Source organism: Succinimonas amylolytica DSM 2873 (assembly GCF_000378405.1).
GTDB lineage: Bacteria > Pseudomonadota > Gammaproteobacteria > Enterobacterales > Succinivibrionaceae > Succinimonas > Succinimonas amylolytica.
In genome coordinates this window covers 1,880,215-1,898,534 of the sequence record NZ_KB899636.1, presented here as the reverse complement: position 1 = coordinate 1,898,534, position 18,320 = coordinate 1,880,215, and the positions used below count along the sequence as shown (strand labels likewise).

Annotated in this window: 12 protein-coding genes; 1 reads left to right on the top strand and 11 read right to left on the bottom strand. The window is 51.8% G+C overall.

The window, feature by feature from the left end; all coding sequences use genetic code 11:
* Positions 1–535 precede the first annotated feature (535 nt).
* The gene (gene gyrA / locus F557_RS19345) at positions 536–3,520 is read right to left on the bottom strand and encodes a DNA gyrase subunit A (RefSeq protein WP_019001806.1); all 2,985 of its coding nucleotides are present in this window, start codon (positions 3,518–3,520) and stop codon (positions 536–538) included.
* Positions 3,521–4,027: 507 nt separating this feature from the next.
* Here gyrA and F557_RS0108470 point away from each other — a divergent pair.
* Positions 4,028–4,939, top strand: a complete 912-nt coding sequence (locus F557_RS0108470) for a recombination-associated protein RdgC (protein WP_026297829.1) — start codon at positions 4,028–4,030, stop codon at positions 4,937–4,939.
* 132 nt (positions 4,940–5,071) lie between these two features.
* Here F557_RS0108470 and F557_RS0108460 read toward each other — a convergent pair whose 3' ends face one another.
* The 10 genes from F557_RS0108460 to F557_RS0108410 all read right to left on the bottom strand — a co-directional run bounded on the left by F557_RS0108460 (position 5,072) and on the right by F557_RS0108410 (position 17,890).
* Entirely contained in the window at positions 5,072–6,013 is a 942-nt protein-coding gene (locus F557_RS0108460; protein WP_019001803.1) for a flagellin N-terminal helical domain-containing protein, read from the bottom strand.
* A 342-nt stretch (positions 6,014–6,355) separates the two neighbouring features.
* Complete coding sequence (locus tag F557_RS0108450; protein WP_026297828.1) at positions 6,356–7,381, bottom strand: alpha/beta hydrolase; 1,026 nt, start codon at positions 7,379–7,381, stop codon at positions 6,356–6,358.
* A 407-nt stretch (positions 7,382–7,788) separates the two neighbouring features.
* Positions 7,789–8,685 (bottom strand): flagellin N-terminal helical domain-containing protein, encoded by an 897-nt coding sequence (locus tag F557_RS0108445; protein ID WP_019001800.1) that lies wholly within the window; start codon positions 8,683–8,685, stop codon positions 7,789–7,791.
* 307 nt (positions 8,686–8,992) lie between these two features.
* Positions 8,993–10,006, bottom strand: coding sequence for a flagellin N-terminal helical domain-containing protein (locus F557_RS0108440; RefSeq protein WP_019001799.1), 1,014 nt, complete (start codon positions 10,004–10,006; stop codon positions 8,993–8,995).
* Positions 10,007–10,300: 294 nt separating this feature from the next.
* Positions 10,301–11,314, bottom strand: coding sequence for a flagellin N-terminal helical domain-containing protein (locus F557_RS0108435; protein ID WP_019001799.1), 1,014 nt, complete (start codon positions 11,312–11,314; stop codon positions 10,301–10,303).
* Positions 11,315–11,608: 294 nt separating this feature from the next.
* Entirely contained in the window at positions 11,609–12,514 is a 906-nt protein-coding gene (locus F557_RS0108430) for a flagellin N-terminal helical domain-containing protein (protein ID WP_019001798.1), read from the bottom strand.
* A gap of 433 nt (positions 12,515–12,947) precedes the next feature.
* Positions 12,948–13,892 carry a flagellin N-terminal helical domain-containing protein gene (locus F557_RS0108425; protein ID WP_026297827.1) on the bottom strand — a complete coding sequence of 315 codons (945 nt, stop codon included), beginning with the start codon at positions 13,890–13,892 and terminating at the stop codon, positions 12,948–12,950.
* Between the two features lie 281 nt (positions 13,893–14,173).
* Positions 14,174–15,115, bottom strand: coding sequence for a flagellin N-terminal helical domain-containing protein (locus F557_RS0108420; RefSeq protein WP_019001796.1), 942 nt, complete (start codon positions 15,113–15,115; stop codon positions 14,174–14,176).
* Positions 15,116–15,531: 416 nt separating this feature from the next.
* Entirely contained in the window at positions 15,532–16,728 is a 1,197-nt protein-coding gene (locus F557_RS0108415; RefSeq protein WP_019001795.1) for an amino acid aminotransferase, read from the bottom strand.
* Between the two features lie 172 nt (positions 16,729–16,900).
* Complete coding sequence (locus F557_RS0108410) at positions 16,901–17,890, bottom strand: LpxL/LpxP family acyltransferase (RefSeq protein WP_019001794.1); 990 nt, start codon at positions 17,888–17,890, stop codon at positions 16,901–16,903.
* Positions 17,891–18,320: the final 430 nt, after the last annotated feature.

The window sequence follows — 18,320 nt, the reverse complement described above, 5'->3', positions numbered from 1 at the left end:
ATCTCACCCCTGAGGTATCCTTCACATTCCGTGCTATCTTTCCCTGCAGGCCGGCCGTCGCTTATGTCTTATGCCTTGTTTTCTGGACTCTGGCTGCGTTCCTTAAATTTTCACACTCGTTTTGTTCGGCCCTTCACACGCATACTCCTCGCTACTACGGCCTCTGCTGACTTCCTGCCATTCGTTGTTACTACCCATTAATGAGCTGACAGGATCTCCTCGGGTAAGCCCTACATCTTTCCTCCCACCACTGCCACCTTTACATTCAGAGTTTCCGTCTGGCTATCGGACTTCGAGTTATTTTGCACTCTTATCCACTCTGCCTGCCTGAAGTGATTCCTGTACGTCAGTTCGGGATTTCACTATTGCTTCTTTCAGCTATTACATTACTGTAACCACCTTGCAATTCGCTAACACTTACCACCAGCGGTCGTGTTCGGGACTTTCACCCTACAGATATAGAACATGCCGAGCACACAAAAAGGGCAGAACCCTGACCGGTCCTGCCCTTCCAATTTATCGGAAAAAATCTCCCTTATTCCTGCGGTACAGAATCTCCGTCCTGAAGAGCTGCCTCAGATGCGGCTAACGGGTTATCCCCGGAAGTCTCTGAAGCGGCGGTATCTCCGGAGGCTTCCGGAGCTTCTCCGGATGCACCGGTGTTTTCGCTGTCAGGAACGTTAAGTCCGCGGATCTCGGCATCGTTTTCCAGATCCTCGCTCAGAACCTTCTCTACGGCAATGAGCTCTGAATTATCAGAAATATTGATAAGCTTCACGCCCTGGGAGAAGCGGCCGCAGACTCTGATCTGTTCTACCTTGGTACGGATCAGAATGCCGTCGCTGGTAATAAGAACGATCTGATCATCCTTCTGCACCTGGAGCACCCCGACAACCTGCGCCTGACTGCCGTTATGCTGTGTCAGCTTAATGGATATCACTCCCTTGCAGTTACGGCTGCAGAGACGGTACTTGGAAAGCGGAGTAAGCTTGCCGAGACCGCTGGAGGAAACAGTAAGCACCATGCCGCCGTCCTGCTTGAAGACCACCATGGAAACCACTTCGGCTCCCGGAGCGAGCTTAATGGCACGCACGCCTCTGGAGGAACGTCCGGAAGGACGGATGCACCTGGCATCGGGAGCCGGATTCCAGTAGGAGGAGATATCCTTTTCCGCAGAAACGGAAACATCGTCATCGGAATCTTCAGTATCCTCTGCCTCAGGAATATCCTCGGCGGTATCGTCTTCGGCTTCCGGAGCATCGCTGTCCTCATCGAAAGCGCCGTCCTGGGCTCCGTAGTATTCGTTAAATACCACGGCATAGCCGTTGGACGAGAACACCCCGATAACATCCTTGCCTTCGGTGATGGCACTTCCTGCCAGACTGTCTCCTTCCATGAATCTGATAGCCAGAATGCCGTTCTTTCTGAGATTCTTGAAGAGGGACAGCCGGGTCTTCTTGATAAGACCCTTCTTGGTAATCAGCATCAGGTAGCGTTCGTCATCGAATTTATCTACCGGCAGAATGCTGATAATACGCTCGTTCTCCTCCAGTGCCAGCAGGTTGACAATCGGGAGTCCCTTGGACTGTGAAGAAGAGGTAGGCAGCTCGTAAACCTTAAGAGGATAAACCTTGCCTATGGAGGAGAAGCAGAGAATGGTATCATGAGTATTAACGATATAAATATTATCGATAACATCCTCGTCCTTAACCCTGGCGGCTCTCTTGCCGCGGCCGCCGCGCTTCTGCTCGCGGTATTCAGCCAGAGGCTGGTACTTCACATAGCCGGTACGGGACATGGTAATCACCGCGGTTTCAGGAACGATCAGATCCTCCATGGTAATTTCAGGACGTTCGCCCTGAATTTCGCTGCGGCGTTTATCTCCGTAGTCCTCGCGGATCTGGATAAGCTCCTTTCTGATAACATCCTCCAGAACAGCGTCGTTTTCCAGAATTGCCAGGAAACCGCGAATCTTAGCCACAAGATCCGTGTAGGTGTCCTGAACCTCGTTGTACGCCATGCCGGTGAGACGATGGAGCGGCATGTTGAGGATGTTCTCTGCCTGACGATCCGAAATGTGGTAAAGACCGTCATGAATGCCATAGGAAGGATCCTCCAGATCCTCCGGCCGGCAGATTTCGGAGCCATCGGCGGCTCTGGCAATCAGGTTGTCAAGAAGGGAGAAGCTCCAGCCGCGGTTCATGAGCCCCTCTTTGGCCTCAGTCTTGTTCTGGGATTCCCTGATGATCCGGATCACCTCATCAATGTTGGAAAGCACCACCAGAATGCCTTCCAGAAGATGGGCCTGGCTCCGGGAACGTCTGAGATCATGCACGGTTCTGCGGGTAACCACTTCCCGGCGATGCTTGATAAAGGCTCCCAGAATCTGCTTAAGATTCATTACCTCCGGGTGCCCGTCGTTGAGAGCCAGCATGTTAATGCCATAGCTGATCTGCATGTTGGTACGCTTGAACAGCTGGTTCAGGATAATTTCCGGCGCCTCGCCCTTGCGAAGCTCGATAACAATACGCACGTCATGCTTGCGGCCGGAGTAATCGTTGACATCGGTCATGCCCTCGATAATTTTTTCCCGGATACAGGCATTGATGCGGGTTACCAGCTCCTTCTTGTTGACGTTATAGGGAATTTCGTCAATAACAATGCTCTGCTTCTCGCCCGGTTTTCCTTCAATGTGGGTGCGGGATCTGATGATAATGGAACCATGACCGGTTTCATAGGCTTCTCTTACGCCGGAAACACCGTAGATAATACCGCCTGTCGGAAAATCCGGACCCTGAATGTGCTTCATAAGACCATCAGTGCCGATATCCGGATTATCCATCAGGGCCAGGGTGGCATCGATAACCTCCCGCATATTGTGGCTGGGGATATTGGTGGCCATGCCGACAGCAATACCGGAGGAACCGTTGACCAGAAGGTTCGGGAAGCGGTTCGGCATAACTGAGGGCATAAGCTCGGAGCCGTCATAGTTAGGCACCTGATCGACGGTTTCCTTGAAATCGTTGCGGGGACCGAGATCCATTACCATTTCATTGGTAAGACGGGACATCTTGATTTCGGTATAACGCATGGCCGCAGCCTTGTCACCGTCAAGATTTCCGAAATTTCCCTGCCCGATTACCAGAGGATACCTGAGAGAGAAGTCCTGAGCCATGCGAACCAGGGTGTCATAGGCCGAAGTATCGCCGTGGGGATGATACTTACCGATAACATCGCCCACCACCTTGGCTGATTTCACGGTTTTCCCGGAGCTGTCAAAACCGTTGATATACATGGAATAAAGGCATCTGCGGTGCACCGGCTTGAGACCGTCCCGCACGTCCGGCAGCGCTCTGTCCACAATTACGCTCATGGCATAATTGATAAATGCCGTCTTTAACTGCTCGGTAATTTTTACCGTTCTGATATTCAATGGCTGAAGACGCGAATCCTCGGTCCGGGGCTGCTGCTCTTCGGAGTTCTGATCCTCAGGAGGATTGTTGTTCCCGTTATCGCTCATTTCACTGATTCTCACAAAACAAACAAAACATAAAATATAACCCGTGCATTATAGCACATCCGCCCTTCCGGCCTCTGAAAAAATCACACTTCATCGGGCAAGTGCAGAATCATGGCCCCTGACAGGAGTTTTCCGGAAGACGGAAAGACATGTTTATGAATTATTTTTAAAGAGTTAGATATTATATCAGTATAGACATCTCATCAAGATCAATAAAAGATCTGTATATTAGCCGTCAATCCCTGCATGGAAGCTTTAAAGAACTTCCGGAATCAGATTTCCGGAAATTTTAAGGCTTAAAATACGCCCAGTACCGCACTCTCGCCAGCCCCGTCTACAAGGTTTTCCGAAAAAGTGGTAAACTTCCCAGACTTCGGATCGGGGTTCCGGCTTTCCCGCCCCGCTGTTTCACAGCGGACACCGGAAATTCCGAAGCGGCCGGCTTCCGGCTCTCCTGCAGCCCCGGGCAATTCAAGATTAACAATACAGCAAAGAGGTACTGACCAGATGTGGTTTAAGAGCATGAGGGTTTATCATCTTGAAACCCCCTTTAAATATTCGCCTGATGAATTAAACGAACTTATCTCAAAGCAGAAATTTCAGCCGTGTCAGGGTCAGGATCTGGTTCGTTTCGGCTGGACTGACGTTATGGGCAACAAAACCCAGGAACCAATGCTGGTTCACAAAATCGGCAATGATTACTTCTTCCGCTGCCTTTTTGAAAAGAAGATGCTTCCTTCCAGCGTGGTGAACGAAATGCTGGCGGATCGGATTGACGAAATTCAGAGCACCCAGGCCCGCACTGTCCGCAAAAAGGAACGCGACGATATCAAGGCCGATATTATCACCGAGCTCCTGCCCAAGGCCTTCCCGATTCACAAGGAGGTCTGGCTGTGGATCAACGCCCAGTACGGCTACGTGGCAGTAAATTCCACCAGCGGCAAGGTCTGCGACGATATTCTGGCCCTGCTCCGCAAGGGACTGAACTCATTCCCGGCCAAGCCGATTGCCGTTAACAACGACATCAGCTCCTGCCTGACCGACTGGCTCTCCAAGGATGACGCCCCGGACGGGGTGATTATCGGGGACGAAACCGAGCTCAAGTCTGAAAACGGCATTATCAGAGCCAAGAAGCAGGATCTTTCCAGCGACGAAATCAAGACCCATCTCGAAGCCGGAAAGATGGTAACCAGCCTGGCTCTTTCCCTTAACGAGGAAATCTCCTTTATTATCGACTCCGACTTCAGCTTCAAGAGAATCCGGCTTTCCGACACCGTACTTGAAGAGAATGTGACCGTCTCCGACGATCCGGCCGTGCAGATTGATGCTGATCTGGCCCTGATGTCCGGCGAATACTGCAAGATGATCCCTGCTATGATCGCGGCTTTCGGCGGACTCATGATGCCGGCCGAGGACTAATACGGCAGAAAATGCTTCCGAGAACGGCACTGTCCAGGCCCGGGAACTGAAGCAAAAACAGGGAGAGCTCTTTCGAAGCTCTCCCTCCGCCTGCAAAGGAATCCGGCTGATCCGGATTTTTTTGTGTCCGCACTACCCACCCAGGAGACTCAGAATCATCTGGGACCTCTGGTTTGCCTGGCTCAGCATCGCCTGCGCTGCCTGCTGGATAATGTTCTGCTGAATCATATTAGAGGTTTCCTCAGCAAAGTCGGTATCACGGATCCGGCTTCTGGCAGCAGTAACATTCTCCGCAATATTGCTCTGATTCCTGATAGTGGATTCCAGCCGGTTCTGCACGGCTCCGAACTCCGCCCTCTTGCTGTCCACTGCGGCAATAAACTTGTCAATATTGGCAAGGACATTCTGGGCTCCGGCCTGAGTGCTGACATCAAAGGCCTTCCCGTCCGATCCTGAAAAATCATCACTGTCACAGTCGGCAATGCCGTCCGTAACCCCCATGGCAGCCGCCAGCTCCTTTACCGACCACTTTGCCGCCGTAACCTCCTCGGTGCCGCCGCCATCCTTGGGCTTCTGAAACTTCGCAGCCAGATTCATGGAAATGGTCTGATTGGCATTGGCCCCCACCTGGAAGGATATGGTCTGATCGGATGAGCCTCTCTCAAAAACATTCATGCCGCCATAGGTGGTATCCTTGGAAATCCGATCGATTTCGGCACAGAGCGAGGAGACCTCCTGCTGAATAGCCTGGCGATCCTCATCGGAATTGGTGCCGTTGGAGGCCTGGAGTGCCAGGGTACGGATCCGCTGGTACATGGTGGTCATTTCATCCATGGCTCCCTCGGCAGTCTGCGCAAAGGAAATACCGTCCATGGCGTTTCTGTTACCCTGATTAAGACCGTTGATCTGGGAGGTCAGCCGGTTTGAAATCTGAAGCCCTGCAGCATCATCCTTGGCACTGTTGATACGCAGGCCGGATGCCAGTCTCTTGTAGGAGGTATCCAGGGCATTGGTGGAATTCGCCAGCATGCGCTGAGCATTGATTGAGGCTATGTTGGTTAAGTAAAGAGCCATAACAGCACCTCCGGATTTTATTTCTCTCAGTTTAGCTATGTCATATCCCAAACGGCAGAAAACAGTGCTGCCGCCGGTTTTATAATACTAATCAGGGGAACATATACTCCCTCTGATCGCTTAGCGGCCAGAACATCAGGGACTTTAACCAAATCGGACGCGAAATTCCGGGAAATAGCAGATTTTTTGAAAGAGATCAAAAAAGCGGCCGTCATCAGCATTTTCAGAAATATGACACTCTTTATCTGAAGCAGGAGAGCGGCCAAACTCCCGCAGAGCGACATGAGCATTATTCAAGCAGACTGCCGGAAAAGAAACAGGACCATACCAAACTCCCGGACATCACCTCTTTACACCGGCCCGGTAATGAGCATCTATAAAATCAGCCACCTCCCGGAAGGAATCAATGCTCTCCTGAAGCTCCGGCATGAATATCTGAAAATCGTGGGGCATGCCGGGATAAACGGTAAACCGGGCCTCGCCGCCGGCCGCGCTGACCTTTCTTAAAAGATCCATCGCCTCATCCATAAACATGTCATACTGCCCGGCCTGAATAAGAAGCGGCGGCAAACCTGAAAGGTCGGCATTTACCGGAGAAAGCCGGGGATCGGCCAGGGGAACAGCCCCGGCATAGGATGGCTGCCGCACCTCATGATACATCACCGGATTGGCAGTAACTCCCAGCACCAGATCCCGCTCTCTGTTAGTTTCCCGGGAGGGATAATCCGCAGTCATGGCGGTCCAGGGAGAAAACAGCACCATGGCTCCGGGTTCCGGCAGTCCCAGCTCCCGGAGCTGCACCGCCAGGGCGAGAGCCAGATTACCGCCGGCGGAATCCCCCATAACTACAATATCTCCGGCCCTGACGCCCTGTTCCAAAATGTACCGGTAAGCGCTGAGAGCGTCCTCCAGGGCTGCCGGATACTGATGTCCGGGAGAGATGCGGTAATCCACCATAACCAGCATTCCGGCGGCTGCCTGCTCAAGCTGCATTACGCCCCACATCCGGTAAAGATCGGTAAGTGGCAGGATATAGCCGCCCCCGTGAAACTGCAGTACCACCCGCCCTCCGGCAGCCCCTTCCCGGGAAAGCGTCTCAAGCTTTACTCCGTTCGCATTAAAACACCGATGGGAAATTCCTGAAGGTGCGGCAAATGGCGGCACCGGAACCTCTCCCGCCGCCGGATGAAAGTAGCCATTTATCCTTTCTGCGATATATTCCTGACGGGACTGACCTTCCAGTGAAAGCCCCTTCAGGGATGATGGCTCCGGCAGCGTTCCGCAGGCGGAAACTGCCAGCAAAAACCCTGTCGCGGCCGCAAGCATTCCAGTCCTTAGCAGTCTGAACGGATTAATAGGTGTTTTCATAAAAGGATCTCTTTTGTCATATGTACCAGAGGCCCGGGGATTTATGCGGCATATTGCCTGGCGCGGCCCCCGTACCGCTTAGAAAAATATGCTCTTCCGGAAAACTTGTCCCCTTTTCAGCGCTAAACCTTTGATCCCGGTCAGAATATAACCGCCTTCAAGAAAATACCGGATTATGGAAAACACTGCCTCAGGGATACAGAAACCGGAAGGAACTATTTCCCGAAAGAATCATCCAGAACCCTTGTCCGGCCGCACCGGACATAAAAAAACGACCCCGAAAAAGAGGTCGTCAAAAGGTTCAAATTAAGTTTATATTTAAGAGGAAAAACAAACCGGTTTTCCTGGAACGACCCGGAAGCCCCCTGTTAAAGGAATCCGCCCGGATCTTTCCTTGCATTATCTCCTTATCCGAGAAGACTCAGAGCCACCTGCGGTCTCTGGTTTGCCTGGCTCAGAATAGACTGGGAGGCCTGCTGGATAATGTTCTGCTGGGTCATGGCAGCTGTCTCGGAAGCGAAGTCAGTGTCGCGGATACGGCTTCTGGCTGCGCTGACGTTTTCGGAAACGTTGCTCTGATTTCTGACTGTGGACTCCAGCCGGTTCTGCACAGCACCATATTCAGCTCTCTTTGAATCCACTGCAGCAATGAACTTATCGATATTGGCCAGTACCTTTTGTGCCTTGTCAGCAGTGGAAATATCCAGAGCTCCGTCGGTGACATAATTGGCAACTGCCTCCCCGTCATCACCTTCTGAGGCTTTAATAGCATTGGCCACAGACTGCACATGCCAATTGGCAATAGCCTCATCGCCTATCTTACCCTTGGTATCAATGGAAATGGTCTGCCCAGAATCAGCACCAACCTGAAAGGATATGGAACCACGGGAGAGGAGAGCTTCGCCGCCCCAGGTGGTATCAGTGTCAATTCTGTCAATTTCCGCGCACAGGGCCTTAACTTCCTGCTGGAGAGCCTTGCGGTCATCGGTGCTGTTAGTGCCGTTAGCAGACTGGAGAGCCAGGGTACGGATCCGCTGGTACATATTGGTCATTTCGTCCATGGCACCTTCAGCAGTCTGGGCGAAGGAAATGCCGTCCTGAGCATTGCGGTTGCCCTGATTAAGGCCGTTAATCTGGGAGGTCAGACGGTCAGAAATCTGAAGACCGGCGGCATCGTCCTTGGCACTGTTGATACGAAGACCGGAGGCCAGACGCTTGTAGGAGGTATCCAGAGAACTGGTGGAGTTGGCCATCATGCGCTGGGCATTCAGGGACGATACATTGGTATTAACGTAAAGTGCCATAATTTTGTTCCTCTCAAATGGGATTCCTGTTCCGGAATCACTGTTTTTATAGTTGTGCGGCAGGATATTGCTTTAAAGATGTTCCGCGCTTCATGTCCTTTTAGCGGAAAACACTGCCCAAACTTTAACCAAAACCGGCATTTATCAGAGCGTAATTAGAAAAATGTGTTTTCTGTCACAATGACTCTAACATCACCCACACCAGATAATACGATAACAGAAATTTCAGTTCCCCCTTACCCCTAAAAGAGAAAGCCGGACACAAAGTCCGGCAGTTTTATCCCTGAATTCAGCTACTTTCCGCCTGTTACCCCAGGAGACTCAGAGCTACCTGCGGTCTCTGGTTGGCCTGGCTCAGAATGGACTGGGAGGCCTGCTGGATAATGTTCTGCTGGGTCATGGCGGCAGTCTCGGAAGCGAAGTCAGTGTCGCGGATCCGACTTCTGGCAGCGCTGACGTTTTCGGAAACGTTGCTCTGATTCCGGATAGTGGATTCCAGACGGTTCTGCACGGCACCCAGTTCGGCACGCTTGCTGTCGATAGAGGCAATAAACTTATCAATGTGTGTCAGAGTGTTCTGGGCGGTTTTGGCAGAGGAAATGTCAAAACTGGCATTGGCAGTGGTAGCGCCCTGCTTCAGAAATCTGTCCTTTCCCTTATCCGCCTGCCCCGCAACGTCAGCCTCCAGATATTTTCCATCCGAAAAGCCATTGGCAAGAGCCACATCAGCCACACTGAACCCCAGCTTGTTGGCCCCGGATTTCAGGCTAAGCTCTATAGAGATCTTCTGTTCGGCATCTGCACCTACCTGAAAATCCACAGTCGAGCTAGTTCTGTTATGGGCGGCTGCAGAACCGGCTGACAGGCCTGAGGTAGCTACAACAGTAGACTTTTCACCGGTAAGGAGGCGCTGATCACTGCCGCCGAAAGTAGTATCCTTGGAAATTCTGTCAATTTCAGCGCACAGGGAATCAACCTCCTGCTGAAGAGCAGTGCGATCTTCAGAGCTGTTGGTGCCGTTGGCAGACTGGAGAGCCAGTGTGCGGATGCGCTGGTACATGGAGACCATTTCGTCCATGGCGCCTTCTGCTGTCTGTGCCATGGAAATACCGTCCTGGGCATTACGGTTACCCTGGTTAAGACCGTTAACCTGGGAAGTCAGACGATCGGAAATCTGGAGGCCGGCGGCGTCGTCCTTGGCACTGTTGATACGAAGACCAGAAGCCAGACGCTTATAGGAGGTATCCAGGGAATTGGTGGAGTTGGCCATCATGCGCTGGGCATTCAGGGACGATACATTGGTATTAACATAAAGTGCCATTTTGTTTTCCTCTCAATCTTATGCTGCAGGTTCCTTTCATGGGAACCTTTTGAAATATGTCTGCGGTCCTGCCGCTCATGACCATTTAGCGGAATCTTTTCAGGAATCTTTACCGAAACCGGTGTTTCCCGGACCGGGATTATTAAAAAATGAGTCTTCCGTCACATAAGACTTAAAGTGCCAGGCACCAGACAATATGGTAACGGAAAATTCTGTTCCTTCCTTACCCCGAAAATATAAAGCCGGACATAAAGTCCGGCCGTTTTATCCCTGAATTCAGCTACTTTCCGCCTGTTACCCCAGGAGACTCAGTGCTACCTGCGGTCTCTGGTTAGCCTGGCTCAGAATGGACTGGGAGGCCTGCTGGATAATGTTCTGCTGGGTCATGGCAGCAGTCTCGGAAGCGAAGTCAGTGTCGCGGATACGGCTTCTGGCTGCGCTGACGTTTTCGGAAACGTTGCTCTGGTTCCGGATAGTGGATTCCAGACGGTTCTGCACAGCACCCAGTTCGGCACGCTTGCTGTCGATAGAGGCAATAAACTTATCAATGTGTGTCAGAGTGTTCTGGGCGGTTTTGGCAGAGGAAATGTCAAAACTGGCATTGGCAGTGGTAGCGCCCTGCTTCAGAAATCTGTCCTTTCCCTTATCCGCCTGCCCCGCAACGTCAGCCTCCAGATATTTTCCATCCGAAAAGCCATTGGCAAGAGCCACATCAGCCACACTGAACCCCAGCTTGTTGGCCCCGGATTTCAGGCTAAGCTCTATAGAGATCTTCTGTTCGGCATCTGCACCTACCTGAAAATCCACAGTCGAGCTAGTTCTGTTATGGGCGGCTGCAGAACCGGCTGACAGGCCTGAGGTAGCTACAACAGTAGACTTTTCACCGGTAAGGAGGCGCTGATCACTGCCGCCGAAAGTAGTATCCTTGGAAATTCTGTCAATTTCAGCGCACAGGGAATCAACCTCCTGCTGAAGAGCAGTGCGATCTTCAGAGCTGTTGGTGCCGTTGGCAGACTGGAGAGCCAGTGTGCGGATGCGCTGGTACATGGAGACCATTTCGTCCATGGCGCCTTCTGCTGTCTGTGCCATGGAAATACCGTCCTGGGCATTACGGTTACCCTGGTTAAGACCGTTAACCTGGGAAGTCAGACGATCGGAAATCTGGAGGCCGGCGGCGTCGTCCTTGGCACTGTTGATACGAAGACCAGAAGCCAGACGCTTATAGGAGGTATCCAGGGAATTGGTGGAGTTGGCCATCATGCGCTGGGCATTCAGGGACGATACATTGGTATTAACATAAAGTGCCATTTTGTTTTCCTCTCAATCTTATGCTGCAGGTTCCTTTCATGGGAACCTTTTGAAATATGTCTGCGGTCCTGCCGCTCATGACCATTTAGCGGAATCTTTTCAGGAATCTTTACCGAAACCGGTGTTTCCCGGACCGGGATTATTAAAAAATGAGTCTTCCGTCACATAAGACTTAAAGTGCCAGGCACCAGACAATATGGTAACGGAAAATTCTGTTCCTTCCTTACCCCGAAAATATAAAGCCGGACATAAAGTCCGGCCGTTTTATCCCTGAATTCAGCTACTTTCCGCCTGTTACCCCAGGAGACTCAGTGCTACCTGCGGTCTCTGGTTAGCCTGGCTCAGAATGGACTGGGAGGCCTGCTGGATAATGTTCTGCTGGGTCATGGCAGCAGTCTCGGAAGCGAAGTCAGTGTCGCGGATACGGCTTCTGGCTGCGCTGACGTTTTCGGAAACGTTGCTCTGGTTCCGGATAGTGGATTCCAGACGGTTCTGCACGGCACCGAAGTCAGCTCTCTTGGCATCCACGGCAGCGATGAACTTGTCAATAGTTCCCAGAACAGCCTGAGCCTTGGTACCATCAGCACCGGAGATATCAAAAGCTCCGGCGGCGGTCAAGGTATGACTGGTTCCGTTAATGGCAGTATTCATATTTGCCACAGTCCAGCCGCCGGCCGCCAATGTGGCATCTGTTCCGTCAGACTTTCTAAACTTGTTCATGTTCACAGAAATGGTCTGATTGCTATCAGCTCCTACCTGGAATGCTACATCAGTAGCGGTGCCATCCAGCAGTTTAACGCCGGCAAAGGTGGTCTGGGAGCTGATCCTGTCGATTTCCCCGCAGAGGGCGGTTACTTCCTGCTGAAGTGCCGTACGGTCTTCAGTACTGTTGGTACCGTTGGCAGACTGGAGAGCCAAAGTCCTGATTCTCTGGAACATATTTGCCATCTCGTCCATAGCGCCTTCAGCGGTCTGGGCATAGGAGATACCGTCCTGCGCGTTGCGGTTGCCCTGATTGAGACCGTTAATCTGAGAGGTCAGACGGTCAGAAATCTGGAGACCTGCGGCATCGTCCTTGGCACTGTTGATACGGAGACCGGAGGCCAGACGCTTGTAGGAGGTATCTAGGGAATTGGTGGAGTTAGCCATCATGCGCTGGGCATTCAGCGACGAAACGTTGGTGTTTACATACAGAGCCATTTTATTTTCCTCTCATTTTTTAACTCAGCCATCATGGGGCTGGATTGTTATATTTCAGGGGGATAATCCCTGATTCATGACTACTTAGCGGTCCTTTTCTCAAAAACTTAACAGTTCTGGTTAAATATTCACCAATAATCAGACAGAGATCACAGTCTAAAACAGAATGAGGCTACGTAACGACTTTTCGGCTATTTCTGATTCCAAGGTTACCTGCCACTGTCATCCGTACCGTTGCGCTATAGTTCAGCGCTCCCCATATCTGACAGCCCTGAAAAGCGCAGACGAAGCTCGCCCCATAGAAAAAAAAAAAACGTCCAGACAAGGATCAGTGTCTCATAGCACACAGAAGTCTGGTAGCAGGACTTACAATGGAACTTTTACCGGGACTTTCACAAGAACAGACAAATCCGCCGGAACGTACCGCCGGGCATCACATACCAAGAAGCTTCAGAGCCATCTGCGGCCGCTGATTTGCCTGGCTTAGAATAGCCTGTACCACCTGCAGCATGATGTTCTGCTGCATCATGTTCGCAATCTCCGCAGCATAGTCAGTGTCCCGGATGCGGCTCCGGGCCTGGGAAAGATTTTCAATAGTGTTGCTCTGGTACCTGATTGTGGAATCGAGACGATTCTGAATGGCCCCGAAATAGGCTCTCTTGCTGTCAACGGCCGCAATAAAGCCGTCAATGTGTTCCAGCACCTTCGTAGCCCCCTCCTGAGTGGAGATATCAAAGGCCATGCCGTCAGAACCGGAATACTGCAGGGGATCCGAGGAGGTCAGTCCCTCGGAAATCCCCATGGCATCAGCCAGAGCAGCCACCGACCATTTTCCGGCCCGGACTGTTTCAGCCTCGCCGGAATCATTCTTTCTGGTAAAGCCGGCATCTAGCGACATGGAAATGGTCTGCCCGGCATAGGCCCCCACCTGGAAGGAAATACTCCGGTTCCCCTCCTCTCTCTCAAAAATCTTCTCACCGCCGAAGGTGGTATCCTTTGAAATCCTGTCAATTTCAGCGCAAAGAGACGACACCTCCTCCTGAAGAGCCTGCCGATCCCGGGATGACATAGTTCCGCTGGCGGACTGAAGTGCCAGAACGCGGATCCTCTGGTACATACTGGTCATTTCGTCCATGGCTCCCTCGGCCACCGCGGCAAAGGAAATACCGTCCTGGGCATTGCGGTTGCCCTGGGTCAGCCCTTCAATTTCAGAGGTGAGACGGTTCGCTATCTGAAGTCCGGCAGGATCATCCCTGGCACTGTTGATCCGAAGTCCGGAGGCCAGGCGCCTGTAGGATGCATCCAGCGCATTCTGGGTATTTGCCAGCATTCGCTGAGCGAACAGCGAGGCTGTATTTGTAGTAATGTAAATAGCCATAGCTGATATCCTGAGAAGAAGTCCCCGGTAAACGCGGTTCAGACACCGGCGCAGCATCCTGGACGCTCCGGAGCTTCTTTTTTATATTCTGACTCTATCCCTGCATAAAGAGCGGCCGTTTCCCGCGGATCTTTACCATTTTAAGTTCCGGAACCGGTCTGGCTCACAATATTTCGGAGGAGAACGATGCCGCCTCACCCGCACACTGTGCCGGAATATTCCGCCCCGAAAACTAAAAAACCGGGACATGCCCGGTTTTGGTACTCTGGAACTTCTCAGAATCAGCCTCCCAGAAGACTGAGAGCAGCCTGAGGTCTCTGATTGGCCTGAGAAAGAATACTCTGAGATGCCTGCTGAATAATGTTCTGCTGCGTCATAGCTGCCGACTCGGAGGCAAAGTCGGTATCGCGAATCCGGCTTCTGGCTGCAGCCACGTTTTCCGAAACATTGCTCTGGTTTCTGATAGTGGATTCCAGACGGTTCTGCACCGCACCGAACTCGGCTCTCTTGGCATCCACCGCGGCAATAAACTTATCAACGCAGCCAAGAACATCCTGAGCATGGTTTTCCACATCAAATGCCTTGCCCTCGCTGCCAGAAAAATCTGTAGCAGTAATGTCTTTAAATACATCGTCTCCGGCAGTGCCAAAGGCTGTGGCCAGATCCTTTACAGACCAGCCACCTGCAGTCTGGTCTGCATTATTCTTGTCCTTCACTGTAGCCTTCAGATTTACTGAAATAACCTGATTGGCATCGGCTCCCACCTGGAAATCCACCTGTCCCTTGGTGCCGGTTCCCTTGGTGCCGTCAAGAATCTTTTCGCCGCCCCAGGTGGTATCGTTGCTGATACGGTCAATTTCAGCACAGAGAGAGGAGACCTCCTGCTGAATGGCCTTCCGGTCATCAGCGGAATTGGTGCCGTTGGCAGCCTGCAGCGCCAAAGTACGGATTCTCTGATACATGGTTACCATTTCATCCATGGCACCTTCGGCGGTCTGTGCCAGAGAAATGCCGTCCTGAGCATTTCTGTTGCCCTGATCCAGCCCGTTTACCTGCGAGGTCAGACGGTCGGAAATCTGGAGTCCCGCAGCATCATCCTTGGCACTGTTTATTCTGAGACCGGAAGCCAGTCTCTTGTAGGAGGTATCCAGCGCATTGGTTGAATTTGCCATCATGCGCTGGGCATTCAGGGATGACGAATTGGTGTTTACATACATAGCCATATACGCTGCCTCTTAAATACTGTTTCATGCTGAAGACTGTTAATCATTGATCGTCAGTCTCAATTTACCATACCGACTCACCCTTATCGGTTAATCCCCTCAAAACTTTAAAAGAGAGTGCCGAAATCGCTAAAAAAACACTTGAATTTATGACAGAAATCAAACTTCTGTCTAAACTGCCCTCTCCGAAAAAACGCTCCCCGTTCCGGCTGATTTATTCCTGAGACCAGCCCATCAAATACAGTCCTGCTGTCATCCTGACAAACTGCGAGCTTCCCGGATTCTTTTACTGACCGGCAGCAAAAGAGGCCGCATCGCAGGACACGGCCTCTTTTCTGACTGTTACCGGGGAGTCCCGGAAATCACTGTCTGTTCCGGCTGCCCCGGATTAGCGCAAAACCCGCAGGCTCCGGGAATCAGAGCACCTTTACAATGGCATCGCAGAGCGGATCAATATTGGAGGTGGTAATGCCTGCCACACTGATACGGCCGCTGCCGACAATGTAAATACCGAACTCGGACTTGAGACGGGCTACCTGCTCCTTGCTAAGTCCGGAGAAGGAGAACATGCCGTACTGGTTGTTGATAAAGCTGAAATCAACCTTGGCATTGCGTTCCTTAAGCTTGTCCACCAGGAGGGAACGCATTTCCTTGATGCGGTCACGCATTTCCTTAACCTCTTCCTCCCAGAGAGCACGCAGCTCCGGAGTGGAAAGAACGGTAGTAACAATGCTGGCACCATGGACCGGAGGATTGGAGAAATTGGCACGAACCGCAATCTTGAGCTGGGAGAACACGCGATCAGCATCGTCCTTGGTGGCAGACACCACGGTAATGGCACCGATACGCTCGTTATAAAGGCCGAAGTTCTTGGAGAAGGAGCTGGCGATAAGAACTTCCGGATTGTACTTAAGGAAGGCTCTGATACCGGCGGCATCCTCATCAATGCCGTTGCCGAAGCCCTGATAGGCAAAATCAAAGAACGGCAGAAGACCGAGTTCGGCAACCAGCTTAGCCAGTTCCTCCCACTGAGCGGCATCAGGATCAATACCGGTAGGATTGTGGCAGCACGCATGAAGCAGCACTGCATCTCCGGCCTTGGCCTTGGTTCTCAGATCGTTCTTCATACCTTCGAAATCCAGACCCTGGGTAGCCTTGTCATAGTAGGCATAGCGGCCGATTTCCAGACCTGCCTTGCCGAATACCTGCATATGATTGGCCCAGGTAGGATCGGAAATCCAGATTTTGGCGGTTACATTCTGCTGCTTCAGGAAATCTGCGCCAACACGGAGAGCGCCGGTGCCGCCGGGAGCCTGAGCAGTACGGGCACGATCTGCTGCCAGAATCTCGCTGTCCTTTCCCAGAACCAGCTCGCGTACCAGTCTGCCGTATTCCGGAGCGCCAACAATGGGCAGATAGCTCTTGGTCTTCTCGGTGGCAAGAATGATTTCCTCAGCCTTCTTAACGCACTTAAGGATCGGAGTCTGGCCTTCGTTATTCTTGAAAATGCCGACACCGAGATTAATCTTCTCGGCGCGGGAATCGTTCTTGAACTCTTCTGTAAGACCTAAAATAGGATCTGCCGGAGCAGCTGCAATTTTTTCAAAAAACATGTTTATACCCAATATTGTTCAGGATGATAGTCTGAAAAACCGGACAGGTTTCCGCGTCTGGTTAACCGTTTCCAGAAGGGAATTATAAAACCTTGATCACATTAAAACAACCGAAACCGCAAAAAACCTCCCGGGAGGCCGGCCCGTATCTGCGGGGACCTTCCGGGACTTTTCAGTAGACGCCCCGGTCGTCCCGGCGGGTTTTAAAGAATTTCAGAAACCACATATACTGCTTTTCTCTTCCGGTAACCAGCTTCTCGATGGCCGCATTCATTCTTCTGACATCCGCCTCCAGATCCCCTGAAGGATAGCCCTCAAAATAGCGATCGAACACCACCTCGTATTTGTGGTGCTCCTCGTTGTAGCAGGAAAACATGGGCACCACCACCGCATCTGCCATTCTGGCCAGCCGGGGCATTACCGTCAGGGTACACTTCTCTTCGGCAAAAAATCTGACAAAAATCGAATTCGCCGTCCCGAGATCCTGATCCGGAAGAAAGAAGGAGTGATAGCCGTCCCGGAGAGCCCGCACAATGGACTTAAGTCCGGCGCCTCTTTCATAAACCTTGCCGCCGAACTTGAGTCTCATGGAATTCATAAACCAGTCATAGACCGGATTCCTGGAGGTGTGCATCATGGTGCACATGGTAAGCCCCGATGCCGAAAGAAAAAGGCCGGCATGATCAATGGCCCAGGCATGGGGGGCCATGAAAATCACGGGCTTTCCGAGAGAAAGAGCCTCCCGGAAATGCTCCTCGCCGGTGACCATATAGGTTTTGCGAAGATAGCTCTGCGATCTGAAAAAAGCCTCCCCGTAGCCCAGCACGACCTTGAGCCCCACCCGGAAAAAATCAGCGGTGATGCGATCGAGCTCCTCCTCGGTGCTGTCAGGAAAACAGAGTCTGAGATTGACACGCACAATCTTCTTCTGCTTAAAGGGAAGCCGCATCAGGGGCCGGTACAGAAAATCCGCTGCAAGATCCCGGATCACCGGAGGAACAAAGGCCAGAATTCCGGCAATTCCCAGAAGAATCCAGACCGGGATAAACCGGGGATGAAGGTATTCCTTCCGGAATGACCTGTCAAACTTCCGGTCAGAATTCCCGGATGAGGGCTGTTTTCCCGCAGTCTCCCGGGACGGATTATCATTGTTGCTGGTCATACGGCATTCCCTGTTTCAGCCTTGAGTGTTCCTAATTATCACTGTAAAAAAACGCTGCTCCGTCTCTGTCATTTTCAGGCAGATCTCCGGCTTTCCGGGCAGGAACTCCGATCCCGAAACATGCCGGGAGGGAACAGCTGTTCCGCATCGCTAAATATAGCATATCCGCTGTATTCCGGAATGGCATCACCGCTCCGATTTTCAGTAAAAAGGTACTTCCGGAGCCGGAACCGGGCCCTGAAAATAATCAGCAAGCCGGAAAATCATCAGAAATCAGTATTGCTCCTTATCGCAAAATCCGGCCCCCCGGGATCTGAAAGTAAAAACACTTCACGATTTAGCTATAAGATTGTTGGATCTTCGTGACAAAAAGGATAAAAGGCTTAAAATATAGACGTTTTTCGGGAGATTCGTTTCACACTGCCCAGCA